Source organism: Nocardiopsis sp. iso_40 (assembly GCF_056173285.1).
The window spans coordinates 5492521-5517744 of sequence record NZ_CM149666.1 but is presented as its reverse complement, the minus strand read 5'-3'; the positions used below and the strand labels follow the sequence as shown (position 1 = coordinate 5517744).

The 25224-nt window shown below is 73.5% G+C and carries 21 protein-coding genes and 1 pseudogene; 9 read left to right on the top strand and 13 right to left on the bottom strand.

The genetic code is table 11. The annotated features are described in order from the left end of the window. Window positions 1–24: 24 nt before the first annotated feature. The 4 genes from galK to AC0VYD_RS24020 are packed head-to-tail and all read right to left on the bottom strand — an operon-like array spanning window position 25 to window position 3939. Window positions 25–1167: a galactokinase gene (gene galK, locus AC0VYD_RS24035; protein WP_475477592.1), complete on the bottom strand. Its 1143-nt coding sequence runs from the start codon at window positions 1165–1167 to the stop codon at window positions 25–27. Continuing rightward, complete coding sequence (galE, locus tag AC0VYD_RS24030; protein WP_475477591.1) at window positions 1164–2126, bottom strand: UDP-glucose 4-epimerase GalE; 963 nt, start codon at window positions 2124–2126, stop codon at window positions 1164–1166. Before galE ends, galK begins: the two co-directional genes overlap by 4 nt. A gap of 2 nt (window positions 2127–2128) precedes the next feature. Beyond that, entirely contained in the window at window positions 2129–3154 is a 1026-nt protein-coding gene (gene galT / locus AC0VYD_RS24025; RefSeq protein WP_475477590.1) for a galactose-1-phosphate uridylyltransferase, read from the bottom strand. After that, window positions 3151–3939 (bottom strand): DeoR/GlpR family DNA-binding transcription regulator, encoded by a 789-nt coding sequence (locus AC0VYD_RS24020; RefSeq protein WP_475477589.1) that lies wholly within the window; start codon window positions 3937–3939, stop codon window positions 3151–3153. Before AC0VYD_RS24020 ends, galT begins: the two co-directional genes overlap by 4 nt. A gap of 258 nt (window positions 3940–4197) precedes the next feature. On the opposite strand from AC0VYD_RS24020, the gene AC0VYD_RS24015 reads away from it, so the two are divergent. Next, window positions 4198–7251 carry a glycoside hydrolase family 2 TIM barrel-domain containing protein gene (locus AC0VYD_RS24015; RefSeq protein ID WP_475477588.1) on the top strand — a complete coding sequence of 1018 codons (3054 nt, stop codon included), beginning with the start codon at window positions 4198–4200 and terminating at the stop codon, window positions 7249–7251. Window positions 7252–7309: 58 nt separating this feature from the next. On the opposite strand, the gene AC0VYD_RS24010 is transcribed toward AC0VYD_RS24015, so the two are convergent. Beyond that, window positions 7310–8287, bottom strand: a complete 978-nt coding sequence (locus AC0VYD_RS24010) for an EamA family transporter (RefSeq protein WP_475477587.1) — start codon at window positions 8285–8287, stop codon at window positions 7310–7312. After that, complete coding sequence (locus tag AC0VYD_RS24005) at window positions 8284–8406, bottom strand: hypothetical protein (protein WP_475477586.1); 123 nt, start codon at window positions 8404–8406, stop codon at window positions 8284–8286. The genes AC0VYD_RS24010 and AC0VYD_RS24005 overlap by 4 nt, the downstream gene beginning before the upstream one ends. A gap of 88 nt (window positions 8407–8494) precedes the next feature. Between AC0VYD_RS24005 and AC0VYD_RS24000 the strand changes: the two genes are divergently transcribed. Continuing rightward, a complete protein-coding gene (locus AC0VYD_RS24000) occupies window positions 8495–9007 on the top strand; it encodes a MarR family winged helix-turn-helix transcriptional regulator (RefSeq protein ID WP_475477585.1) in 513 nt (170 codons plus the stop codon). Window positions 9008–9132: 125 nt separating this feature from the next. On the opposite strand, the gene AC0VYD_RS23995 is transcribed toward AC0VYD_RS24000, so the two are convergent. The 3 genes from AC0VYD_RS23995 to AC0VYD_RS23985 form a co-directional block, all read right to left on the bottom strand. Next, a complete protein-coding gene (locus AC0VYD_RS23995; RefSeq protein ID WP_475477584.1) occupies window positions 9133–9333 on the bottom strand; it encodes a CsbD family protein in 201 nt (66 codons plus the stop codon). Between the two features lie 135 nt (window positions 9334–9468). After that, window positions 9469–10272 (bottom strand): bifunctional hydroxymethylpyrimidine kinase/phosphomethylpyrimidine kinase, encoded by an 804-nt coding sequence (gene thiD, locus AC0VYD_RS23990; protein ID WP_475477583.1) that lies wholly within the window; start codon window positions 10270–10272, stop codon window positions 9469–9471. 150 nt (window positions 10273–10422) lie between these two features. Continuing rightward, complete coding sequence (locus AC0VYD_RS23985) at window positions 10423–10569, bottom strand: hypothetical protein (RefSeq protein WP_475477582.1); 147 nt, start codon at window positions 10567–10569, stop codon at window positions 10423–10425. A 102-nt stretch (window positions 10570–10671) separates the two neighbouring features. On the opposite strand from AC0VYD_RS23985, the gene AC0VYD_RS23980 reads away from it, so the two are divergent. The 3 genes and pseudogenes from AC0VYD_RS23980 to AC0VYD_RS23970 all read left to right on the top strand — a co-directional run bounded on the left by AC0VYD_RS23980 (window position 10672) and on the right by AC0VYD_RS23970 (window position 12987). After that, on the top strand, window positions 10672–11394 hold the full coding sequence (locus AC0VYD_RS23980) for a DUF6882 domain-containing protein (protein ID WP_475477581.1): 723 nt from the start codon (window positions 10672–10674) through the stop codon (window positions 11392–11394). 98 nt (window positions 11395–11492) lie between these two features. Then, window positions 11493–11726 (top strand): annotated as a pseudogene (locus AC0VYD_RS23975) (DUF418 domain-containing protein); the annotation flags it as partial. A gap of 118 nt (window positions 11727–11844) precedes the next feature. After that, entirely contained in the window at window positions 11845–12987 is a 1143-nt protein-coding gene (locus AC0VYD_RS23970; protein ID WP_475477580.1) for a hypothetical protein, read from the top strand. Window positions 12988–13150: 163 nt separating this feature from the next. Here the strand turns inward: AC0VYD_RS23970 and AC0VYD_RS23965 are convergent, their stop codons facing one another. After that, entirely contained in the window at window positions 13151–13966 is an 816-nt protein-coding gene (locus AC0VYD_RS23965; protein ID WP_475477579.1) for a TIGR03084 family metal-binding protein, read from the bottom strand. A 176-nt stretch (window positions 13967–14142) separates the two neighbouring features. Here AC0VYD_RS23965 and AC0VYD_RS23960 point away from each other — a divergent pair, with 176 nt between their 5' ends. Genes AC0VYD_RS23960 through AC0VYD_RS23950 form a run of 3 tightly spaced genes read left to right on the top strand, consistent with a single transcriptional unit; the run spans window position 14143 to window position 16462 of the window. Next, window positions 14143–15306, top strand: coding sequence for an acyl-CoA dehydrogenase family protein (locus tag AC0VYD_RS23960; RefSeq protein WP_475477578.1), 1164 nt, complete (start codon window positions 14143–14145; stop codon window positions 15304–15306). 18 nt (window positions 15307–15324) lie between these two features. Continuing rightward, window positions 15325–15969, top strand: coding sequence for a TetR/AcrR family transcriptional regulator (locus tag AC0VYD_RS23955; protein WP_475477577.1), 645 nt, complete (start codon window positions 15325–15327; stop codon window positions 15967–15969). Window positions 15970–16015: 46 nt separating this feature from the next. After that, window positions 16016–16462 carry a DUF2000 family protein gene (locus AC0VYD_RS23950; RefSeq protein ID WP_475477576.1) on the top strand — a complete coding sequence of 149 codons (447 nt, stop codon included), beginning with the start codon at window positions 16016–16018 and terminating at the stop codon, window positions 16460–16462. On the opposite strand, the gene AC0VYD_RS23945 is transcribed toward AC0VYD_RS23950, so the two are convergent. Further along, window positions 16437–17252: a helix-turn-helix domain-containing protein gene (locus tag AC0VYD_RS23945; RefSeq protein WP_475477575.1), complete on the bottom strand. Its 816-nt coding sequence runs from the start codon at window positions 17250–17252 to the stop codon at window positions 16437–16439. The two genes, AC0VYD_RS23950 and AC0VYD_RS23945, sit on opposite strands and share 26 nt — an antisense overlap. 80 nt (window positions 17253–17332) lie before the next feature. After that, on the bottom strand, window positions 17333–21181 hold the full coding sequence (locus AC0VYD_RS23940; RefSeq protein WP_475477574.1) for an AAA family ATPase: 3849 nt from the start codon (window positions 21179–21181) through the stop codon (window positions 17333–17335). Between the two features lie 155 nt (window positions 21182–21336). On the opposite strand from AC0VYD_RS23940, the gene AC0VYD_RS23935 reads away from it, so the two are divergent. Then, window positions 21337–22734, top strand: a complete 1398-nt coding sequence (locus tag AC0VYD_RS23935; protein WP_475477573.1) for a CoA transferase — start codon at window positions 21337–21339, stop codon at window positions 22732–22734. Window positions 22735–22786: 52 nt separating this feature from the next. Here the strand turns inward: AC0VYD_RS23935 and AC0VYD_RS23930 are convergent, their stop codons facing one another. Beyond that, window positions 22787–25189, bottom strand: coding sequence for a WD40 repeat domain-containing serine/threonine protein kinase (locus AC0VYD_RS23930; RefSeq protein WP_475477572.1), 2403 nt, complete (start codon window positions 25187–25189; stop codon window positions 22787–22789). Between the last annotated feature and the right edge of the window lie 35 nt (window positions 25190–25224).

Here is a 25224-nt window from a genome sequence, read left to right as displayed (position 1 = left end):
CCCCCGCCCGCGGGCGGGCCCCGCTCAGCTCAGGCGGCGGGCCCCGGCGGACGGCAGGGCGGTGAACACCACGGGCTCACCGAACCCGCGCTCGGCGAAGGCGGCACGCACCGCCCTGCCGCACCCGGCCACGAGACCGGATTCCACCAGCGCGATCACACAGCCGCCGAACCCGCCCCCGGTGATCCGCGCGCCCAGGGCCCCCGCAGACAGGGCGGCCTCCACCGCCGTGTCCACCTCGGGCACGCTCACCTCGAAGTCGTCGCGCAGGGAGGCGTGCGAGGCGGTGAACAGCGGCCCCGCCGCACGCGGCCGACCCTCCCGGAACAGGGCGACGGTCTCCAGCACCCGCGCGTTCTCGGTGACCACGTGTCGCACCCGGCGGCGGACGAGGTCGTCCGGGAGCGCAGCCAGCGCCCCGGGCAACTCCTCGGAGGAGACGTCCCGCAGCGCCCGCACCCCCAGGATCCGGGCGGCCTCCTCACAGGAGCGCCGCCGCTGTGCGTAGGCGCCCTCCACCAGGCGTCGCGGCGCCCGGGTGTCCACCACCAGAAGCGACATCCCGTGCGCGGCCGGGTCGAACGGAACCTGCTCGGTCACCAGCGAACGGCAGTCCAGGAACAGCGCCCGGCCCTGGTCGGACAGCATCACCGCGGACTGGTCCATGATCCCGCAGGGCATCCCCACGAAGTCGTTCTCCGAGCGCTGGGCCAACCGCGCCACCTCGGCCGGAGCCGGTGCGCAGCCGTGCAGACCGGTCGCGGCGAGCACCGTCGCGCAGCACACCGCCGCCGACGTCGAGAGCCCGGTACCGGTCGGGATCGCACTGTCCACCAGCAGGTCCGCCCCGCTGACCGGGTACCCCTCGTCGAGCAGGGCCCACAGCGCCCCGGCCTGGTAGGCGGCCCAGCCGGGCACCGAAGCCGGGACCAGGTCGGCCAGGGGCGCCTCGAAGACGTCCGGGAACTGCCGTGAGCTCAGCCGGACCACACCGTCCGGGCGGCGTGCGGCAGCGACGGCGAGCGAGTGGGGCAGGGCGATCGGAAGCGCGAAACCGTCGTTGTAGTCCGTGTGCTCGCCGATGAGGTTGATCCGTCCCGGCGCGGTCCACACCCCTTCGGGCTCCCGGCCGAACAGCCTCCGGAACTCCGCCGCGACGCCGCTCACGCGCCGGCCTCCCGCCCGCGGGCGAAGGCCCACGCGTCCGCCACGGTCTGGTCCAGGGTGCGCACGGGTTCCCAGCCCAGCTCCCGGCGGGCGAGGTCGTTGGCTGCCACCAGCACCGCGGGGTCGCCCGCGCGCCGAGGTCCGTCGACCACCGGAACGTGGTGTCCGGTGACGCGCCGGACGGCGGCCAGGACCTCCCGGACGCTGTACCCGCCGCCGCTCCCGAGGTTGTACACCCGGTGGCCCCCCGGCTCCGTGCGCTCCAGCGCCCGGAGGTGGGCCTCGGCGAGGTCGGCCACGTGCAGGTAGTCGCGGACCGCGGTGCCGTCCCCGGTGGGGTAGTCGGTACCGAAGACCGAGGCGTGCGGGGCCCGCCCGGCGGCCACCCGGAGCAGGTTCGGGACGAGGTGGGTCTCCGGGTCGTGCCGCTCGCCGAACCCCAGGTGCGCCCCGGCGACGTTGAAGTAGCGCAGGCTCACCGCGCCCAGCCCGTGCGCCCGCGCCCAGCCGGACAGCAGGTGGTCCACGGCGAGTTTGCTCGCGTCGTAGGGGTTGGCGGGCACGGCCGGGGCGGACTCGCGCAGCGGCGCGTCGGAGGGCGGGTCGCCGTAGACGGCGGCGGTGGAGGAGAACACCAGACGGTTCACCCCGTGGCTGCGCATCGCCTCCAGCAGCGCCAGCGTGCCGCCGACGTTGTTGGCCCAGTACGGGCCCGGGTCCTGGACGGACTCGCCGACCAGTGACTTCGCGGCGAAGTGCAGGACCGCGTCGAAGGACGGGTCGAGTACGTCGGCGGCCCCGTGGACGTCCCCCTCGACCAGGGCCGCGCCCGGGGGGACGGCGTCGCGGTGCCCGGTGGAGAGGGAGTCGAGCACGGTGACCCCGTGCCCCGCCTCCAGCAGGAGCGCGGCGACGGTGCTGCCGATGTAGCCGGCGCCGCCGGTGACGAGGAGCTTCACGGTCAGGCCTCCCTGAGTCGTCGGGCCGTGGTCTCGGGGGCCACGTCGTTGCTGAACACACCCGCGCCGGACTCGGTCCCGGCCAGGTACTTGAGCCTGCCCGGGGCGCGCCGCACGGAGAACAGTTCGAGGCGCAGCCGGGCGGGCCCGCGCGGCCCGGGGGCGCCGACGGGCGCCTGGTGCCAGGCGGAGACGTAGGGCAGCGGGCCGTCGAACAGCCGGTCCGCCCGTCCGAGGAGGTCGCCGTAGAGCTCGGCCAGCGCGGTGCGCTCGGCCCCGTCCAGCGCGGGCAGGTCGGGCACGGCCCGGTGCGGGTACACGTGCACCTCCACCGGCCAGCGGGCCGCCTCGGGCACGAAGGCCGTCCAGTGCTCGTTGGCCAGCACCACACGGGGCCCCGCGGCCTCGGCCGCCAGGATGTCGGCGAACAGGTCGCGCCCGGTCTCCGCCCGGTGCAGGCGGGCCGACTCCAGGTCGCGCTCGGTCCGGGGGGTGACGAACGGGAGCGCGTAGATCTGCCCGTGCGGGTGGTGCAGGGTCACCCCGATCTCCGGGCCCCGGTTCTCGAAGACGTACACCTGCCGTACCCCGGGCCGGGCGGACAACTCCTCGGTGCGGTCGGCCCAGGCGTCCACGATGGTGCGCAGGCGGCGGGGGCCGAGCCCGGCGAGGGAGGTGTGGTGGTCGGAGGAGAAGCAGACCACCTCGCACCGGCCCTCGGTGCCGCTGAGGGCGGGGAAGCGGTTCTCGAAGGCCACCACGTCGTAGGAGGACGAGGGCACCTCGGTGAGTCGGCCGCCCTCGGAGGGGCACAGCGGGCACTCGTCGCTGGGCGGCAGGTGGGTGCGGCCCTGGCGGTGGGCGGCGAGGATCACCTGTTCGCGTCTGAGCGGGTCCCAGCGCAGTTCGGAGCCCGGGACGGCGGGCGGCAGCTCCCGCAGGTCCGGGGCCGGTGCCCGGGTGCCGCCGTCCTCGTCGTAGTAGATGATCTCCCGGCCGTCGGCCAGGCGTGCGGAGGTCTTCCTCATCGGTCCTCCCGGGGGACTTCGGCGACCACGAGGCGGCCCACGCGGTCCTGGAGGGTGTCGCGTGCGGCGGGGGACAGCCCTTCGTCGGTGACGAGTACGTCGCAGCGGTCCAGCGGGGCGATGGTGCTGATGCCGACCGTGCCCCACTTGGTGTGGTCGGCGGCGACCACCAGGCTGTCGGCCGACTCCACCAGGGCCCGGTTGGTCTCGGACTCCATCAGGTTGGGTGTGGTGAACCCGGCCCGTTCGTGTATGCCGTGCACGCCCAGGACGAGGGTGTCCAGGTTGAGCCCGCGCACGGAGGCCAGGGCGATCGGCCCCACGAGGGCGTCCGAGGGGGTGCGGAAACCGCCGGTGAGGGCCACGGTCTGGTCGGTGCGCTCGGAACGGTAGAAGACCTCGGCCACGTGGACCGAGTTGGTGATGACGGTCAGCCCGGGGGTCCGGTGCAGGTACTCGGCGACCAGGGCGGTGGTGGTTCCGGCGGACAGCCCCACGGCGCTGTGCGGGCGGACCAGACCGGCGACGGCGCGGGCGATCGCGTGCTTCTCCCCGGACTGCCGCGTCGACTTCGCCTCGAAGCCGGGCTCCTCGGTGCGCGCCCCCTCGGGGGCGACGGCGCCGCCGTGGACCTTGCGCAGCTCACCGCGGCCCTCCAGGGTGTCGAGATCGCGCCGGATGGTCATGTCCGACACGGCGAGGGCCTCGACGAGCTCGGTGACGCGCACGCCCCCGTCCCGCCGGACCTGTTCGAGGATCAGCTCCTGCCGTTGTGCGGCCAGCATCCGTCTCCCAAGGCGGTTGGCTCTGTTGGTTCTTGTTCGAAAGTAGTGTCCTGAGGTTTGTTTGCGTTGTCAATGCTGGCCTGTATCTGGTTTTTTGTTGATCCTTGTTTGTAAGTGTTGACAGGTGCTGGGTGAAGTGTTGACTATGTGGGTGTTTCCCTGCGGCGGTGCTCACGGGCGCGCGGCGTTCCGAACCGGTCCGGCCGTTGGACGCCGAACCCGGACCCGGCGCAGGCCGTACCCCCAAGGGAGAGCTGAGTGTCCTTCGCGCACACCCGTTCCACGCCCGGGACGAAAGCCGCCTACCTGGACGGCTTCACCCCCTCCGCCGGAGCCCGCGCCCCGCGCGCCCGGCTGTCCTCGAACGCCCCGGAACTCGCACTGAACGGCTCGTGGCGGTTCCGGCTGCTGCCGGAGGCCACCGACGGGACGGAGAGCGGGACCGGCGGGTTCGAGCAGCCGGACTTCGACGACTCCGCCTGGGACGCGCTGCCGGTCCCCTCCCACTGGCAGATGCACGGCTACGGCGCCCCCGCGTACACCAACATCCACTACCCCTTCCCGCTCGACCCGCCGCACGTGCCGGACGAGAACCCCACCGGTGACCACCGGAGGGAGTTCGACCTGCCCGGGGACTGGCCTACGGAGACCGGGGCGGGGGCCCGCGCGGGCGGGTCGGTGCTGCGCTTCGACGGGGTGGACTCCTGTTTCCGGGTGTGGCTCAACGGAGCCGAGGTGGGCTTCGCGACCGGAAGCCGCCTGGTCAGCGAGTTCGAGGTGGGGCACCTGCTGCGGCCGGGGCGCAACGTCCTGGCGGTACGGGTGCACCAGTGGTCAGCCGGAAGCTACCTGGAGGACCAGGACATGTGGTGGCTGTCCGGGATCTTCCGCGACGTCACCCTGCTGTCCCGGCCGGACCGGGGGGTCGAGGACGTCACGGTGCGCGCCGACTACGACCACCGGACCGGCACGGGCACCCTGCGGGTGGACGTCGTGGGCTCCGCGGAGGCCGTGGTCGACCTGCCCGAGATGGGCCTCCTCGGAGCCGGGACCGGGACCGTGCACGAGGTCGGTCCGGTGGAACCGTGGTCGGCCGAGGTCCCGCGCCGGTACGACGCCGAGGTGGTCGCACCGGGGGAACGGGTCCGGCTGAGCGTGGGCTTCAGGACGGTGGACACCGAGGGCGGGCGACTGCGCGTGAACGGGGTTCCCCTGCTGCTGCGAGGGGTCAACCGCCACGAGTGGCACCCCGACCACGGCCGTGCGGTGCCCTGGGAGACCATGCGCGAGGACGTGCTGCTGATGAAGCGGCACCACGTCAACGCCGTGCGCACCAGCCACTACCCGCCGCACCCGGACTTCCTCGACCTCTGCGACGAGCTGGGGCTGTGGGTGGTGGACGAGTGCGACCTGGAGACGCACGGGTTCGAGGTGGTGGGCTGGCGGGGCAACCCCTCCGACGACCCGCGCTGGCGGGACGCCTACCTGGACCGGATACGGCGCACGGTGGCCCGGGACCGCAACCACCCGAGCGTCATCCTGTGGTCGATGGGCAACGAGGCGGGCACCGGGGAGAACCTGCGTGCGATGGCGGAGTGGACGCGCGAGCACGACCCCACCCGGCCGGTGCACTACGAGGGCGACCGGGACAGCTCCTACGCGGACGTGTACTCGCTGATGTACGCCCCGCACGACGAGGTCGAGGCGATCGGTCAGCACCGTGAACCCCGCACGGAGGACCCGGAGGCCGACGCGCACCGGCGCGGCCTGCCGTTCGTGCTGTGCGAGTACGCGCACGCGATGGGTCCGGGCCCGGGCGGTCTGGAGGAGTACCAGCGGTTGTTCGAGCGGTACCCGCGCTGCCAGGGCGGGTTCGTCTGGGAGTGGATCGACCACGGAGTGCGGCGGCGGGAGGCGGACGGCACGGAGTGGTTCGCCTACGGCGGCGACTTCGGCGAGGAGCTGCACGACGGCAACTTCGTGGCGGACGGGCTGCTGTTCCCCGACCGCACCCCGAGCCCGGGGCTGACCGCCCTGGCCCGGACCTTCGCCCCGGTACGGATCACCGTCGAACCCGGGGCCGGAACGGAAACGGCCCCGGGCGCGGGGACGGACGCGGCGGCAGGGGCCGACGCCGGCACGGTTCGGGTGGTCAACGGCCAGGAGGTACTGGACACCTCCGGGCTGGAGTTCCGCTGGCGGCTGGAGGCGGAAGGGGTCCTGACCGCGGAGGGCCCCCTTCCGGTACCGCTGCTGGGGCCGGGGGAGGAGGTCGGGATCGCGCTGCCGACCGCGGCCGGGGGCGCGACCGGGCAGGAGAGCTGGCTGACGGTCTCCGCGCACCTGACCGAGGGGTGCGCCTGGGCCGAGACGGGCCACGAGGTCGCCTGGGCCCAGGCCCGCGTCCTTCCCCCCGTCCCCGGCCGCGCCACCGGTCCGGGCGCGGAGGGCTCCGCGCCCGGGGAACCGACCGCACCGCTCTCGGCGCCGGTCGTGGACGGCGGGGTGCTCAGAGTCGGGCCGGGAATGTTCGACCCGAGGACGGGGCGGCTGCGCTCGGTGGGCGGTGTGGCGGTGGGCGCTCCCGGATTGAACCTGTGGCGGGCGCCGACCGACAACGACGACGGTCTGCACGGCTTGGCGGTCTCCTCCCTCTGGCGGGCGGTCGGCCTGGACCGGCTCACCGAACGGCGGGTGGCGGTGGAGGCGGGACCCGACGCCGTTGTGGTGCGTACCCGGGTCGCCCCGGCCGCCCGCGACCTGGGCATGGACGTGGTCTACCGGTGGACCGGCAACGGTGACCGGTTGTGGTTGGACCTGACGGCGGAGGCGACGGGGGAGTGGATCTGCCCGCTGCCGAGGTTGGGCCTCGCCCTGACGGTCCCCGCCGAACTGGGCGAGGTGGAGTGGTTCGGTTACGGACCGGGGGAGGCGTACCGGGACATGGCGCAGGGGGTGCGGGTCGGTCGGTTCCTCGACACGGTGGACGGCCTGCAGACCCCTTACCTGCGTCCGCAGGAGAACGGGAACCGGATGGGGGTCCGCTGGGCCGAGCTCCGCGGACCGGACGGGGCGGGCCTGCGGATCGAGGGCGGACCGGATTTCGCCCTGACGGCCCGGCGCTGGGACGACCGCGCCCTGGACGCCGCCGGGCACCCGCACGAGCTGTCCCCGCAGGACCGGATCCACCTGGGGCTGGACCTTGCCCAGCACGGCCTGGGATCGGCCTCCTGTGGTCCGGGTGTCCTTCCCGAGCACCGGTTGTCCGCCGGACGCCACCACCTGCGCCTGGGCTTCCTCCCGGTCGGCTGACCGGTGCGGACGGTGCCGCTGCCGCGTGGGACGGACACCCCCCGGGGCCCCGGGGGCCCTATCGGACTGCGGCCTCCGGGGCCCCGGACCTCAGGGCGGTCGGGGCCCCGGGCACTCCTGTTCCGCGGGCGCCGGCCCCGGAGGCGCCGTCGGGTTCCGCCGCGGGGCGGGGCCGGTGCGCGGTGAACTGGACCAGCAGCACCGCCCCGACCGCGGCGAGCGCGCCGATCCCCTGGAGCGGGCTGAGTGTCTCGTCGAGCACGAGGAAGCCGAGGACGGTGGCGGTGAGCGGGCTGGCGAAGGACAGGAAGGAGACCGCCAGGGCGGGTAGCCGTTCCAGGCCGCGGAACCACAGCGCGTAGGAGAGCAGCGCGCCGATCAGCCCCAGGTAGGCGAACCCGGCCAGGTTGACCGCGGTGACCGAGGTCGGCAGCCCCTCCAGCACGAGGGTGGCGGGCAGCAGGACGAGTCCGCCCGCGGTGAGCTGCCAGCCGGTGAAGCCCAGCAGGCCCACCCCTTCGGGTCGCCCCCACCGCTTGGTGAGCACGACGCCGGTGCCCATGGAGACCGCGGCGGCCAGTCCGGCGAGGACGCCGACCGGGTCCAGGGCGGCCTCGGGGCCCACCACGAGCAGGCCGACCCCGGCGGCGCCGAGCAGGCAGGCCAGGAGGTGCACGGGCCGGACCGCCTGGCGTAGCAGCAGGGCCCCCAACAGCAGCACCACGACCGGCTGGACCGACATCACCAGGGCGGCGATCCCGCCCGGGAGCAGGTAGGCGGCGACGAAGAGCAGGTAGAGGAAGGCGCCGATGTTGAGGGTGCCGAGGACCAGCGAACGCCACCACCACACGCCGGCGGGCAGCGACCGGGTGAACAGCAGCAGGAGGAGCCCGGCGGGCAGGGCGCGGGCCATCGCGGCCAGGAACGGGCGGTCGGGCGGGAGGAACTCCGTGGTGACCAGGTAGGTGCTCCCCCAGACCGCCGGGGCGAGCACGGTGAGCAGGGAGTCCGCGGCGACACGGCCGCGGCCGGTCACAGCCCCTCCCCGTAGCGCTCGCCGAAGGCGGGGCGGGCGAGGGGGTGTCGGCCGGGGCGGCGGCGCTCCTCGGCTGGGAAGCCGACGGAGGGCGGGAGGGCGACGGTGGGAGGCGCCACGGGGTACCTTTCGGCGTCTAATTGTTCGATGTCGAAAGATTATGCGCACGGGTCCGGTCCGTCAAGGGTGCGGCGCTATGATCGCCGGATGAACGACGCCGTCGACCTCTTCCTCGCCCAATGGGCACGTGAGCGACCCGACCTCGACACCTCACCCATGGGGGTCATCGGGCGGACGAACCGTCTGCAGCAGATCCTGGGCCGGGGGATCAGCGAGCTGCTCACGGAGTACGACCTGGAGCGCTGGGAGTTCGACGTGCTGGCCACCCTGCGGCGGTCCGGCGCCCCCTACCAGCTGACCGCCAAGGAGCTGGTGCGGATGATGATGGTGGGCTCGGCCGCCATGACCAACCGGGTCGACCGCCTCGTCCGCAGGGAGCTGGTGCACCGCCGGGCGGACCCCGCCAGCCGACGCCGTGTCCTGGTCAGCCTCACCGGTGGGGGACTGGACCTGGTGAACCGGGTTGCGGAGGGGCACGTGGCCAACGAGGCAAGACTGCTGGAAGGGCTGGACGCGGCCGAACGGGACCAGCTCGCCGCCCTGATGCGCAAGCTGCTGCTCTCCCTGGGCGACACCGCGCCCGAGGAGCCGCGGGCCTGAACCCGGCTCCGGGCGCCGCGTGGCCGGGGCGGTCCGGCAGCGGGGCGGCACCCCCGTGAACCCGGCCTCCCGCGACACGAAGGGGAGGCCCCGCGCACGGGACCTCCCCGGAGTCCTGCTCCGGACTAGCCTTGGTCCCTCTTGGGGCCGTTGTCCGGGGTGAGGGCGTCCTTGACCTTCTCACCTGCCTGCTTGAGCTTGGACTTGGTCTGTTCGGCCTTGCCCTCGGCCTGCCACTGTTCGTTGTCCGTGGCCTTGCCGAGGCCCTCCTTGGCCTTGCCCTTGAACTCGTCGAACTTGTTCTCAGCCTTGTCCTCTTCGGACATGGGAGCCTCCTTCGATCTGTTCTACCGGGATCCCTGTCCGCTCCGCGGGCGGTTGAACCATCTCCGGGGCCACGGATGTCGCGGGAGTGAGGTGTCTCTCCCGGCGGCCGGGGGCGCTACCCCGGGAGGCGGGGCCTAGACCTCGGACGGCTCGATCGGGACGACGGAGGCGAAGGGCGCGCGTGTGGTCAGGCGCTCGGCGATGCCCTCGCGGACCATGGCCTTGGCGGTGCGTACGGCCTCGCCCACCTCGGCGCCCTTGGCCAGCTCGGCGGTGATCGCCGCGGCGAAGGTGCAGCCCGCGCCGCTCACGCGCTCCTCACCGATCTTGGGGGCGCGCAGGACGGTGACCTCCTCGCCGTCGAAGTAGACGTCGACGGCGTCGGGCCCGGGCAGTTCGGTGCCGCCCTTGACGACCACGTGCGCGGGGCCGAGCTCACGGATGCGGCGGGCGGCCTCGACGAGGTCGTCGACGGTGTCGAGGGACTCCATCCCGGCGAGGGTGCGGGCCTCGAAGTGGTTCGGGGTGATGACGGTGGCCAGCGGCAGGATCTGCGCGGTCAGGGCCTTGTCGGTGTCCAGCGCGGCACCGGGCTCCTGGCCCTTGCAGATCAGGACCGGATCGAGGACCACGTGTCGCCACGGCTGTTGCTGGAGCGCCTCGGAGACCACGTCGATCGTGTCCGGGGTGCCGAGCATGCCGATCTTGACGACGTCGAGGTCGTGGCAGGCGGTGGCCGCCTCGATCTGGTCGGCGATGACGCCCGGCTCGACCGGGACGAAGCGGTGGCCCCAGTCGTTCCCGGGGTCGAAGGAGACGATGCAGGTGATCGTCCCCATCCCGTAGACGCCCAGTTCCTGGAAGGCCTTGAGGTCGGCCTGGATCCCGGCGCCGCCGGTGGCCTCCGACCCTGCGATCACGTACGCGCGGTTGGTCATCGCCAACCTCCCTCTGCTTGTTGTGCTGTTGCGCGGTGCCGGAGCCCTCACGGGTCACGAACCCACCGGATATTGCATCACAACTGGTCATTTCAGGCATATCGGACTGAATTTGGCCCGGGAGGGTGCCGCGCCGGTGCCCGCACCAGTCTAGGCGGCCGGTGGCGGAAGGCCCCACACCTGCGCCACCAGGGCGTCGGTGGCGTCGTACCCGCTGGCGTGGGCGCGGTCCACGGTGTTCTCCCCGGCGGCCGGCTCACCCGCGAAGTACAGGACCCCGACCGGCGGTGTGAGCACGCACCGCCGACGCGCACCTCGGAACCCGCGCGGCCGCGGACCGCCGACGCCTGCACCTCGGAGGATGGACGAGTGTCGGCGGCCCTCGCTAGCATCCGGCGCGTGCAGAACACACTCACCCTCCAGGACCTTCTCAACGACGCCGCGATCCTCTCCCTGGAGCACCAGCTCCACCTGGAGACGGTCGTGGGCGGTCTCGACTGGCACGTGGACCTCGCCGCGCCCAGGTTCGACTTCTCCGGGAAGCAGGGGCTCGTCTGCGACCGCTTCCATCTCCTGGGTACCGCCGCACCGGGACCCGGCTCCTGGATGTGGGCCTGGGCCAATCCCTCGCCCGGGTTCCAGCCCGAGGTCACCGAGCTCTCCGCGACCGTACGCGACCTCGGCCGCCAGCACGGCATCCCGGAACTGGCCGAAGCTGAGGTCCCGTTCGACTCCCTTCCGGGTTCCCCGGAGCTGCCGCACCAGGTCCTGACGCTGCTCACCGACGCGGCCAAGGTCCTCACCGGACGGTGGACCGCCTACAACGGCGAGGTCGGCGGCGGCACCCGCGCCGCCTTCCTGATCGAACACCCCGCATTCCAGCTCCCCGAGGCCACCCCGCTCGGGGTCATCGGCATCGTCCAGCAGGCCGTCTCCGGGCTCGCCTCCGTCACCGACCACCGCAGGGCCGTGTACAGCTACGCGCGGCTGCGCGGGCTCGGACCGGAGTTCTCCGCCGACGGGCGGACCCTCACACTCAACGCCTTCGGTGTCCAGTTGGCCTTCGACGAACTGAACCGCCTCGTCCGGACGGAGGGCGCTCTCACACCCCCCGCGAACTGACCCCGGACCGCCGCGGCATCCGGGCCGAGGAGTCGAGCGCCACCGGGCCGCCCAGGAGCACACCTCCGCCGACCAGCAGGGACCTCCGGTTCACGAGGGGGCGGATGGCGATGACCGGCTACGTGGCGCAGAACGCCGTCCTGATGTTCGCCTGCTGCGGCTCCGGGTCCGGCCTGGCCGAGCGGATGGCGGATCCGGGGCCGTGGTGGGTGATGGGCCTGTGGACCGCGGTCTCCCTGCTGCTGGTGGCGGTGTCCGCGCTGTGGCTGCGCTACTTTCGCCAGGGCCCGCTGGAGGCCATCCAGAAGAAGGCCCTCTACGGGATCCGGTAGCTTGACGGGGCCGGTTTCCCGGAGGCCCGGAACAACGTTCCCGTGGCCCCCGCCGCTCACCCCGACCACCAACCACCAGGCATCCGCGCCGCGCGGGTAGCCGGAGGACCACCTCGGTATGTCGCACACGAACAGCTTCCTCGCCCTCCTCGTCGATGCCTACACCAGGGCGCGGGTCGAGGTCGAGATCGTTCCCCCGGCCGGTCTGAGCGTCGAACTCCCGGGTTACGGGACCACGGTCATCGACTACACCGGCCCCATCGCACAGCTCGCCGACCACCCGGAGGAGAGGCATCCCGAGCTGGCCGAACAGGTGGTCCTCGCGATGATGCGCAACATGCGGGAGCGCGGCATCCCGCTGGGCACGCACTACCCGCCCCGGTCCGACGACCACGCCAGGCGGGCCCTGCTCGCCGCACTGTCCGAACGGGGGCACGACGCCCGCTTCACCGATCCCGACACCGTGGCCCTCCTCGGGGACGCCGAGGAGAGGACGCTCCACGCCCACCGGTACCTCGCGGCCGCCAAGGGCCTCGACGAGGACGCCGTCTCCCGGTACGCGGTCGAGTACGTGGCGGGTTTCGAGCGCGACTACGCCCGGGGAGTCCAGACCTCGGTCTCCGAGGACCGGTTGCGGGTCCGTGTCCGCCCCGAGTCGTCGTTTCCCGAGGACGCGCTCCCGACACTGGTCTCACGTCCGCTCACCTCGGGCCTGCGGCTGGTGGTCGTCGTCGACTACCCGGAGAGCATGCTGGTGCTCAGGCGCGAACAGCTGGGCGATATGACCGAGGAGCGGGCCCTGGAGGCGGCCGTCGCCAACTCCCTGGAGGAACCGTTCGAGGTCTCCGAGACGGACCTCCTCAACACCCCGATCGTGCACATCGGCGGCGGGAACCAGGAGTACACCCTCGCCCACCTGAACGTCCTCGACCGCTACCTGGGCCAGGCCCCGCACGGTGCCCTCGTGGTGCTCCCCTCCCCGTCGGTGCTCGTGGCGCACGTCCTGGGCCGGAGCAACCCCGTCACGGCCATGGAGCACCTCCAGGAGTTGGCCGAGCGGTACACAGCCGACACGGACAAGCCGGTCAGCGACAAGCTGTACTGGTGGCACCCCGACTCGCGGGGCAGGGACCTCCCCGATCTGCGGGAGGTGGCGATCACCGTCGACGACGAGAAGAGGGAGATCTCGCTCTTCACCTCCGACGAGGAGTTCCGGCCCCTTCTGGAATCCCTGATGCGGTCGATGCGGTCCGAGCCCTGAGCCCACCGGGTCCAACGGGTCCGGGCCTGGCGGGAGCCGGGGTGCTCCCCTGGGGGCACCGGGTTCTCCGGCGGACCGCCCCTCCACGGAGCGGACCGTCGACCTGACAAGGTGGTCAACATCGGAAGGAGCGGGTGCTGCCGTTCGGCAGGGTCCCGTCCGGTCAGCCCCGCCCGGACCCGGTCCGGCCGGAGAACTGGCCGGGCTGACGGCCCTCGCCGGGGCCGCCCGCGTAGGTCTGGCCGAGCCGGAGCCACTCCTGGGCGGTCTCTCCCTCGGCGGTCAGGGAAGTGTCGGCCACGTGGCGGCGGCGGGTGAGGACCAGGCAGAACTGTTCCGCGTCGCCGCGGACCACCGCACGGGCCTCCTCGGGGCCCATCCTCCAGAGTCCGCCGTCGGGCGCGGTCAGTTCCACGCGGACCGCCGCCTCGGGCACCGGTAGGCCGCGGGCGAAGTAACTGTAGGGGCGGGCGCGCAGGGCGATGTGGACGACGTGCCGCAGGCGTTCGGTGGGCTGTCGGGTGGTGCCCAGGGCGTCCACCACGTCCTGGCCGTGGGCCCAGGTCTCCATCAGCCGCGCGGTCGCCTTCGAGGGCACGCTCATCGGCGGACCGAACCAGGGCACGCGGGTCCCGGCGGGCGCCGCGGCCAGGGCGGAGCGGAGGGCGGCCGAGGCAGCGCGCCACTCGGCGAGCAGGGTGTCCGGGGGCAGCGCGGCCAGGGGCGCGGCGGCTGTGTCCACGTATCCCCCGGGGTCTGCCACGGCCGCTTCAACGATCTTCGCGAACCCGTCCGCGTCGGTCAGGGCGGTCAGCGCCGACTGGTCGAAGAAGGCCAGGTGGGCGACCTGGTCGGCGATGGTCCAGCCGGGTGCCGGGGTCGGCCGGGTCCAGTCGGCGGCGTCGAGTCCGTCGAGCAGCGCGGCGAGGTCCTCCTGTTCCGCGCGCAGGTCCGCTACCAGGGTTTTTGCGTCGACCACGGGGACTCCTCACGGGGGCAGCCGCTGGCCTTCCGGCCTCGCCCGACAAATGTTGACTGACTTGTCATGTTCGGCGCACCATAGCAAAGTGTGACCTGACTCTCCCAGGGGTCGGGTCGCCGGAACCCGGAGCGCCGCCCGGGCCGCCCCCCCGAAACGGATGCGAGTGTGCGTACATGACCGCGACCGATAACCCCGGCACGGACCGCTGGAACACCCCGGAACGCGCCGCGCTCCGGGAGACGGTGCGGGCCTTCGCGGCCAAGGAGGTCCTTCCCCACGTGGAACAGTGGGAGGACCAGGGCGAACTGCCCCGTGACCTGCACCGGGCGGCGGCCCGACTGGGCCTGCTCGGGCTCGGGTACCCGGAGTCCGCGGGCGGGGAGGGCGAAATGCTCGACCAGTTGGTCGTCTCCGAGGAAGCCGTCCTCGCCGGGGTGCCCACCGGGGTCCTGGCCTCGCTGTTCACGCACACCATCGCACTTCCCGCGCTGGTCGCCGACGGGCGCGAACACCTGATGCGCGACTACGTCCGCCCAGCACTGGCCGGCGAGCTCGTCTGCTCGCTCGGAATCACCGAACCCGACGCGGGCTCGGACGTCGCCCACCTGCGCACCCGCGCGGTCCGTGACGGCGACGAGTGGGTGCTGAACGGGACGAAGACCTTCATCACCTCCGGCTACCGGGCCGACTTCGTGACGGTCGCCGCCCGCACCTCGGACACCGGGCACGAGGGGATCTCGCTCTTCGTCGTGGAGCGCGGCACCCCCGGGTTCACGGCCACCCGCAAGCTGGACAAGATGGGGTGGCGCTCCTCGGACACCGCCGAACTCTCCCTGGTCGACGTCCGGGTTCCGGCCGACCGGCTGGTGGGCGGGGTGGACCAGGGCTTCCTCCAGATCATGCACCAGTTCGCCGGCGAGCGGATCGGCCTTTCGGTGCAGGCCTGCGCGATGGCACGGCGCTGCGTCGACCTGTCCCTGGAATGGGTCCGCGAGCGCGAGGCCTTCGGCGGGCCGCTGTCGCGCCGCCAGGTCCTGCGGCACCGGCTGGTCGAGATGCACCGGCGCACCGAGGTCGCCACCGCGTACGTGCGGGGGATCGCCGAACGCCTCCAGGACGGCGAACCCCTGATCGCGGAGGTGGCGATGGCGAAGAACACCGCGACCGAGGCGATGGACTACGTGGTCGACAACGCCGTCCAGCTGCACGGCGGCACGGGGTTCATGCGCGGTACCGAGGTGGAGCGCCACTACCGTGACGCCAGGGTGTTCAGCATCGGAGGCGGCACCTACGAGATCATGAACGAGGTCATCGCTAAGTTCCTCCCCCTGCGCTGACCACGAGGAGGGGTACCAGTGGGAAAGCAGACGCTGACCGGGCGGCCGCCCACGGCGCGCGGACGGCGTAAGCGCGGTGCCCTCGTCCAGGCGGCCCGTGAAGTGTTCGAGGAACGGGGGTTCGAGGAGACGAGGATCGCGCAGATCACCGGCCGGGCCGGGATCGCCTACGGGAGCTTCTACACCTACTTCGACTCCAAGGAGGCGGTCTTCCACGAGGTCGCCAAGGGTGTGGCCGGGGAGATGTTCGACGCCGCCCGGTCGGCCGCGCCCCCGGGCACCGCGCCGGTGGACCGGATCCGGTACGCCACGGAGCGCTTCCTGGCCGCCTACCGGGACAACGCGCGGATCATGCAGGTCATCGAGCAGGTCTCCCCGCGTCACCCGCACTTCCGCACCCTCTTCCTGGAGATCCGCGGGCTCTTCGTCGACCGGATCATCTCGGGGACCCGCCGCCTCCAGGAGGAGGGACTGGCCTCGACCGGCATCGACGTGGAGACCACCGCGAGCATGCTCGGCGGGATGGTGGAGCACACCGCCCGGATGCTGTTCCTGTACGGCGAGGAGCACGACCCCGAGGTGGTCGTGGAGACCGCGACCCGTCTGTGGGCGCGCGGTATCGGCCTGGAGTACGGGCCGCGCGGGCCGGTGCGGGGAGGGTGAGGAACGTACAAGACCGCTGGACCGCCTCCCGGAGAGGATGCGGGGCATGGAGACCACAGACGCACCCGTGACCCCCGGCAACAAGCGCTTCGACACCAAGATCGCCGTCCTGCTCCGAGCGGACCTTGAGGTGTGGCAGCGGCTCAACGTCACGGCCTTCCTGGTCAGCGGGCTCGGCAGCCGGGTGCCGGAGCTGGTCGGCGAACCCTACGAGGACGCCGACGGCACCGCCTACCTGCCGATGTTCCGTCAGCCCGTCCTGGTTTTCGAGGGCACCAAGGAGATCCTGACCAGGGCGCACACCCGGGCCCTGTCCCGGGAGGCCGACCTCGCCGTGTTCACCTCCGACCTCTTCGCCACCGGCAACGACCGGGACAACCGGGCCGCGGTCCGGGCGGTCGGCCGGGACTCCCTGGACCTCGTGGGGTTGGCGGTGTACGGGCCGAGGAACGGGGTCGACAAGATCGTCAAGGGCGCCCGGATGCACGGCTGAGGGCGCGAGCGTACCGCCCGGGCGGGAGGCCGAGAATCCTTTTGAAGTGCCTGTTCAGGTGCGCCTGGTCATGGAACCCGGCGTCCGCCGCCGCGTGCGCGGGCGCCCGGCCTTCGAGGATCAGCCGCCGGGCGAGGTCCACCCGCCGCCCCACGAGGTACTGGTGCGGGGGCATGCCGAACCGGCGGGTGAACACCCGGGTCAGGTAGGCGGGGTGGGTGAGGAGCAGTCCGGACGCCTCGGCCAGGGAGACCCCCTCGACGGTTCGGCTGTCCAGCAGGTCCCGCAGCCGTTCGGCGAGGCCGGGGTCGTCGGGGGCCGCGAGCTGACCCAGCGTGCCGCGCAGGTGTCGGCGGAGGCGCTCGGAGACGAGTTCGAGCCGGCTCTCCGCCTCCAGTCCCTCCCCCGGCTGGAACAGGGCGCCGTGGAGTTGGTGGATGCGGTGGCGAAGGAGGGGGTCCTCGAACATCGGGTGGTCCACCGCCCGCCCGGCCAGGTCCGTGCCGATCTGCTCCGGTTCCAGGTACAGGACCCGTTTGCGCAGTCCCTGGGCGGTGGTGGGGGTGCCGTTGTGCGGTACGTGCGGCGGAAGCAGGGTGACCGTCCGGTCCAGGGCCCCGTGCTCGTGCCGCCCCAGGTCGTAGCGGACGGTCCCGGAGTCGATGATGAGCAGGGTCCAGGACCGATGCGTGTGCATCGGGTAGGCGTGTTGGCGCAGATGGGTGTGGAACACCTCGGCGATGCCGCCGACCCCCGGTCTGAGGACCACGGTGTCCGCGTGGCCGTCCATGCCCGAATCCTATGCCGCTCCTGCGCGGGGCACACCCGCACGGGCCCGGACCGCCGGACGGGCCCCGGCGGTCCGGGGCCCTAGAGGTACAGGCCCGCGCCCGCGCCCTCCTCCACCCGGTCGGGGCGGGCGGCCGGGACGTCCTCCGGGACGAGTGTGCACAGGACGTCCCGGTCGTCCAGGTCGAGCCCGGCGATCCGTGCCGCCTGGGCCCGGGCGGTCCGCTCGAACAGGTCGGCGGCGAACCGGGCGTTGTACGGGCCCGGGGGCGGTCCGCCCGCGCGCAGCCGGCCCCGGGCGGCGTCCGCGGTGCCGGGCGCCAACCGCATCCCCGCCTCGTGGGCGCGTTCGGTGAACACCGCGGTGAGCTCCTCCCCGTCGAGGTCGGGGAAGGGCACCCGGCGCGTCAGGAGCGCGTCGAGCCCGGGATGGGACTCCAGTACCCCGGGCAGTTCCTCCGCGGACCCGGAAACGACCAGCAGCAGCTCGTTCCGGTGCAGTGAGACCAACCGCACCAGTTCCCGCACCGTCTCCTCCACCACCGGGGAGGCGGGCCGGGCCAGGAACGTGTGCGCCTCCTCCAGGTAGAGGACCCCGCCCAGCGCCGACCGGACGGCGGTTTCCACGGGTGTGGCGCCCGGTCCCGAGTCAGGGGTCGGCCGGGGGCCGCTGCCGATCAGGTCCTCCTTCCGGGCACGGACCAGGTGGCCGGAGGACAGGATCGCACGGCGTGCGCAGACCGCCCCCGCCAGTTCGGCGACCGTGCTGCGGCCGGTCCCGGGGGCGCCGAGGAACACCATGTGCTCCAGGGCCCCGGGGGCGGTGACACCCGCCGCGTGGCGGGCCTGCTCCACCCGGGCGCGTGCGTCCAGGTCGCGCAGCTCCCGTTTGGCGGGTTCCTGGCCGACCAGCCGGCCGGCGCGGGTCAGCGGGTCCTCCGGATCGGGGGCGCCGAGCCGGGTGGAGAGGGTGGCGGGGATGTCGGCGGGCAGCAGCGAGCGGAGCTCCTCGGGGGTGCGGTCCCGGCCGTCGGTGATCCGCTCGGCCTGGAGCGCCCTCGCGCGCTCCAGGAGGTTGCGGACCAGACGTGCGTTGCCGGAGGTCCGGTCGCGGGGGGTGGCGAGCAGTAGGCGGCGGACCCGGGAACGGGTGCCGTCGCCGAGGAGCAGCCCGGCCTCGGCCGCCATCACCGCGAAGATCTCGGTGAGCTCGCGGTCCGTGTAGTCGGGGAAGCTGAGCTGGCGGGGGAAGCGGGACGCCAGCCCGGGGTTGGAGGAGAGGAAGCGGGTCATCTCAGCGGGATAACCGGCCACCACCACGACCAGTTCGTCGCGGTGGTCCTCCATCAGTTTGAGCAGGGTGGCGATCGCCTCCGGCCCGAAGTCCCGGCCCCGGGCGTCGGTGAGGGTGTACGCCTCGTCGATGAAGAGCACCCCGCCCAGGGCGCTGCGGACCATCCGCTCCACCTTGGGCGCGGTCTGGCCGATGTACTCGCCGACCAGGTCGGAACGGGTGGCCTCGACCAGGTGCCCGGAGGAGAGCAGCCCCAGCTCCGCGTAGACGGCGCCGAGCATGCGTGCGACGACGGTCTTGGCGGTGCCGGGGTTGCCGCTGAACACCATGTGCCGAGCGGGCGCGGGGACCGGCACCCCGGCGTCCGCACGCAGCCGTTCGGCCCGGGCCTCGGCGGCGTACAGCCGGACCTCGCGTTTGACCGTCTCCAGGGAGACCAGCGAGTCGAGAGCGGCCATGGGGTCCCCGGGCGGTCCGGTCGCCGTGCCGCCGGGGCCCCGGAGAGCCGGGGCGGCCGGGTGGAGGCTGTCGGGGACGTCCTCGGACCGGATGTCGCGGATGCCGGACGGCTCCTTCTCCGCGGGCGCCAGCGACGGCGAGGGCGGATGGTGGCCGGGGGGTATGGGGAGGTCGAGCCGTCGGGCCTGCCGGGACAGGGTGCGGTCCAACAGGGAGCGGACGGATCGGGCCCCGAGGAACCCCGACCCGCCGAAGGCGCGGCCCAGCACCTCGCCGGCCTTGGCCACCGCCGAGGGGGCGGGTTCGAGACCGTGCGCGGCGGCCATGGCGCCGAAGACCTCGCCCAGCCGGTCGCGGTCGGGGGCGGTGAAGCGGAGCCGGTGCGGTATCCGCACGGACAGGCCGGGGACCGCGGTGAACAGGCGGTTGATCCGGTCCTCGGTGTCGGCGAGGACCACCACCAGGTCGTCGGGGTGCCGATCCATCTTCCGGATCAGCGCCGCGACCGCGTCCGGCCCCAGGGTCCGGCTGCTTTCGGGGCCGATCAGTGAGCCCGCCTCGTTGACGTACAGGACGCCGCCCAGCGCCCGGTCCACGGTCTGCTCCACCCATTCGGTCACACTGATGGCGTTCTCGGCCACCAGGTCGGCGGGGCCCACCTCGGTGACCTGGTGCGATTCCAGGATGTCGAACGAGGAGTACAGGATCGCCAGGGCCTGGGCGACGGTCGACCGGCCGGTTCCGGGGCCGCCGGTGAAGGCCATGTGCCGGGGCGCGGAGGCCGGAGCGAGCGCGGAGCGTTCACGCTGCAGATGAGCCGTGACCTCGGAGGCGATGGCGTGCACCTCGCTCTTGACCTCGTCCAGACCGACCAGCCCGTCGAGCAGGTCCTGCGCGGAGACCTGCTCCGCCGGCACACCTGGGACGGGGGGTTGCCGCGGTGCCGGGGCCGGTTCGGGGGCGGGTGCGGGGACCGGCTGTTCACCGTCCCCGCCGGCGGTCCGGTTCCCGGTGTCCGCGCCGCCGCTCCCGTGCCCGGCGTTCGCTTCACCGGTTCCGGGGACACCGGGTACCGACACGCCGCGGTTCGGCGGTTCGCAGCGGCGGCGCAGCATCTCCTGGAAACCGCTGACCGGTAGCGGGGTGCCGAAGTCCGACCGGACACGCAACCCCTCGCCCGGGTCGGAGAGCAGCGCCAGGGCCGTCCGGGTCCCGGCGTCCAGCCAGGAACGGGCGACGTCGGCCTCCCCGGCCGTCACGCACTCCCACAGCCACTCCCGGGCCCGGAAGGACCACCTGAGGGGTTCGAACTGGTACACGCGGCGCTCGAAGTCGTCCTTCAGCGCCTCGAAGCGCTCGGTGCCCAGCGCCTGCGCGGCCACCGTGCTCATCCGGGTCATCGGTGACCCCAGGCAGATGTCGACCAGGGTCTCGTACCGGTCCGGGACTCCGGAGGCGATCTCCGAGAGCCGGGTGTGCGCCTCGGTGAACCGCTCGAAGGCCCAACCGAAGTAGGGGGCGGGCCCGGCGTACTCGGGGATCACGGGGAAGTGCTCGCGGTGCATCTCCCGCGCCCAGCGGGACCGGAGGCGGGGGATCCCCTCCGCCGTCCTGAGCACGGCCTCGGCTTCGGCCTCCTCGGCGGCCCTCCCGGCCGTGCTCCTGTCCAGCAGGTCCCGCCAGGCCCGTCGGCGTTCCTCCCACGGGCCGATCCCGGCGAGCGCGTCCACGACCTCTCCGAAGAGGTCGGCGGCCAGGCGCGTGTGCTCGGGATCGTCGAACCGGTCGGGGATCAGTTCCCCGGGCGGTCGGCGGAGGTCGTCGAGGACCCACTGGTGGGGCCTGGCGGGCCGGTGGTCCCGGGGCAGGTGGCGTTCGGTCAGGAGCAGGGGCAGCGCCTGGTGGCTGCCGCCTACCACGCGCAGCGGCCCGGAGACCGCGATGACCATGTCGGCCACGGCCCAGGGCCACCAGGAGCGGAGGTCCCGTTCGCGGCCCCGGACCCGGTCCGGCGCGATCCGCGCCGCACGGGGGTCGTGGAACACCCCGTCGAGGAGCTCTGTCAGCTCTTCGGTGACCTGGCCGGGCACCCGCCACGGCCCGTACTCGTACACGTCCAGCACGGGTTCGTCGGTGAGGATCGGCTCCAGGTGTTCGGGCAGGCGGACGGCCGGCAAACGGACTCCTTCGGGGGGCGTGTCGGGGGACTCCTGCGCTTGGTGATGATATGTCCCCCCGTGCCTCGGGGGTCGGGTGTCGGCGACTGTCGCAGGGCGCCGGGTTGGCCGGGACCGGTCAGAGGGGTCGAGGGGCGGGTGTGCACAATGGCGCCATGGCGAACGAACGCGGCAGCGGACCGGACAGGGCGACGGCCCGGGCATGGCAGGCGATCGGTGGGGCGGCGGACCTGGTGGAACGGGTCTCCTACCGGGGCGCGGGGGAGGTGCTCCCGGCCGCGCTGCCGGTGCGTGAGCTGGCCCGCGCCACCGTCGGGGCGTGTTCGCTGGCCGCGGCCGAACTGCTGGCCGCGCGCAACGGCGGTCCGGTCCCCGGCGCGCCGGTCGACGAGGGCGCGGTGGCCACCGCTTTCGTCAGCGAACGCCACCTGCTGGTCGACGGCCGTAAGCCGACCTCCTTCGCACCGCTGTCCGGGTTCTGGCGGGCCGCCGACGGCTGGGTGCGCACCCACGCGAACTACCCCCACCACCGGGCCCGGCTGCTGTCCGCCCTGGGACTCGGTACGGGGACGGGCCCCGACGGGCTCGCCGAGGAACTCCTGTCCCGGACCGCGCACCAGATCCAGGAGGAGGTCTACGCCGAGGGCGGTCTGGCGGTCGCCGTGGCCCCCGCGCCCGGTCCGGGAGGGGAGCCCGGCGGGGCGGGGGACTTCACGGCGGCGGGGCTCCCGCTGGCCGGGTTCGAGGCGTCGGGCGGGGTCGGGGACCGCCGGCTGCCCCCGGCGGCACTGCCCGCGTCCGGGGTCCGGGTGCTGGACCTGACCCGGGTCATCGCCGGGCCGGTGGCCACCCGGACACTGGCCCTGTTGGGCGCGGACGTGCTGCGCGTGGACGCCCCGGGCCTGCCGGAGGACCCCGACAGCCACACCGACACCGGGATGGGCAAACGCTCCGCCCTGCTGGACCTGGCCACGGACGAGGGGCGGAGCACCTTCGAGGCGCTGCTGGACACCGCCGACGCGGTGGTGACCGGTTACCGGCCGGGTGCGCTGGACCGCCACGGGCTGGTGGCGGAGGAGCTGATCGCCCGTCGGCCCGGCCTGGTCGTCGCTCAGCTGTGCGCCTGGGGCTGGTCGGGCCCCTGGGCGCAGCGGCGGGGGTTCGACAGCCTGGTGCAGGCGGCGAGCGGGATCGCCGCGATCGAGGCGGGACCCGACGGCCGCCCCGGCGCCCTGCCCGCCCAGGCCCTGGACCACGGCACCGGCTACCTGCTGGCCGCCGGGGTCCTGCGTGCGCTCACCGAACGCCAGACCGACGGCCGCGGACGGCGGCTGCGGTTCTCCCTGGCGGGCACCGCCGGGTGGCTGCTGAACGGTATCGCCCCGGAACCGGCCGCGACGGGCGGCTACGACGCCGAGGCCTGGCTGACCGGGACCGCGTCCCCCTACGGTCCGCTGCGTTACGCCCTTCCGCCGGTGCGCTACGAGGGCGGGCCCGGGGACTGGGCCGCCCCCGCCACCCGCTGGGGCACCGACCGGGCGGCCTGGGCGTAGTTCCCGGTGCACGCCCGGGACGGCGCCGCCCCGGCGGGTCAGCGGGCGCGGGTCAGCGGGCCGGGATCCGGAACTCCTCCGCGGACCGGAGGTCTTCGTCCAGGGACGCGAGGGTCTCGGCCCCCGACTGGTCGAGCGGGTAGGAGGAGGCGAGTACACGGCTGTCGCCGGGCGCGGCGGCGAGGGAGACGTACTCCCGTTCGGGATCCCCCGTCGCGAGCACCTCCCCCGAGGTGTTCCAGACGGTGAGGAAGCTGTGGTCGCGGTCGGTGTCGCGTCCGGTGGCGATGATCCGTTCCCCGCCGTCCCCGAGCGCGACCTCCTGGGGGCGCACGCGCGTGCCGCGTACCTCCGGCGGCAGCGGGAGCTCCAGGGGTCCGGCGTCGGACCGGATGTCCCAGTACAGGACCGAGTCGGCCGAGGCGGTGACGACCGCACCGTCGCTGATCACCGCCGGACCGATGATCTCACCGGGCCACTGGCGCAGTTCCGGGTGAGAGGGGTGCGGTTCCCCCGAGGCGGCGTCCCACACCGCCAGCCCGGTGTCCAGCGCCGCGACCAGGAGTTCCCCGTCCGGGGTGGTGCCCACCCCGTTGACGCCCCCCTGCCGGGGCCGGTCGCTCACGCTGTCGGGCCGCGGTTCCGCCGGGACGTCGACGGTGTAGAGCTCCTCACCGGTGTCGGGGCGGTAGGCGCTCACCGCGGACTCGCCCGACCGGCTCTCGGCGAAGTACACGGTCCCGCCGTCGGGGGAGAGGGCGAAGTATCCGCCGTCACCGGCGTCCGGCAGTTCGAGGACGTGCCGTTCCGAGGTCTCCAGGTCCCACACGTGGATCGCGGCCACCCCGTCGTTGGCGGACTTGACCGCCTTGCCGGCCAGCACGGACCCGTCGGGGGTCGTGGCCAACTCCGAGTAACTGAAGACGAAGGCCTCGTTCGGGTCGGTGAGTCGTTCCACCGCTTCGGCTCCGTCGGCCTCGAAGACGTCCACCCCGCCCGTGGACAGGGTCGCGAAGCGCCCGGTCTCGCCCAGGAAGACGATGTCCCTGATCCTCGGTGTACGCACACTGGGCGAGGAGTCCTCGGACGGGGCCCGGGACGGGGAGGGGTCGGAGGTGGCGGGGGAGTCCGCCCGGGCCCCGGACGGCAGGTTCGTCCCGTCCGGGGAGTCCGTCAGCAGGGCCAGGACGACCAGGACCGCCGCCGACGCGGCCAGCAGTACCCAGAACGTCCTCGTACCGGCGGGCCGGGACTGTTCGGGCCCGGAGGCCTGGCCGGGGACCTGGCCGGGGGCCGGGGACGCCTCGGGACGTGCAGGCTCCGGATGGGCGGCGTTCTCGGCGGCGCCCCGTGCGGTGCCCGGCCGGGGAAGCTCCGGCGAGCTGTCCGCGGAGAGCTCCTCCTCGGGGGCCGCCCTGTCGTGGGACACATCAGCGGGGTCGTCCCCGGTGTGGTCCGTGTCCTCGGCCGCTTCCCCGGAGGCGTCCCCGGGCGCCTTCTCGGCCGTCTCCCCGGGCACCATCCTGCTGGTCACGGCGAGGGTCGGCACGACCCGGGTCGCTGTGACCGTGTGCAGGACCCTGGTGGCGACGGCTTCGGGCAGCCATTCGGTGGGGTCGTCGTCGCCTCGGGGCAGTGCGGTGCCGGCCAGTTCGGTCAGTACCGCTCCCGGTGCGGGGCGGTTGCCGGGGTCCTTGGCCAGGCAGGCGGTGACCAGGGGGCGGAGGCCGTCGGGCAGCCCGTCCAGGTCGGGTTCCTCGTTGACGACCCGGTAGAGCAGGGCGGGGGCGCTTCCGGTGCCGAAGGGCTGGCGGCCGGTGGCGGCGAACAGCAGCACGCCGCCGAGGGCGAACAGGTCGCTGCGCGGGCCCAGGTGGGCGCCGGTGGCCTGTTCGGGTGACATGTAGGCGGGGGTGCCCAGGGTCTGCCCGGTGCGGGTCAGGGCTGTGGCGTCGGTGGCGCGGGCGATGCCGAAGTCGATGACCTGGGGTCCGCGTGGGGAGAGCAGGACGTTGGCGGGTTTGAGGTCGCGGTGGACCAGCCCCACCGAGTGGATGGCCGTCAGTGCCTCGGCCAGGCCGGCGGCCAGGGCGCGCAGCGAGTGCTCGGGGAAGGGTCCGCTCTCGCGTACCGCTTCGTGCAGGGCCGGTCCGGGGACGTACTCGGTGGCCAGCCACGGGCGCGGGCCGTCGGTGTCGGCGGCCAGGACCCGGGCGGTGTAGGGGCCGCGCACCCGTCGGGCGAGGTCGGCCTCGCCGGTGAACCGGGCGCGGAACTCCCGGTCCTCGGCGTACTCGGTCCGGATGGCCTTGACCGCGGCCAGGTCGTCCCCGTCCCCGTCGGTGCGGTCGACGGCGACCGCGAGGAAGACCACGCCCATACCGCCCGAGCCGATCCGGCGCAGCAGCCGGTAGGGCCCGAGCTCGCGGGGATCGTCGGGGTGCAGGGGTTCCACGGGGGTCCGATTCCAGACTCGGGGATTCCTGCCGA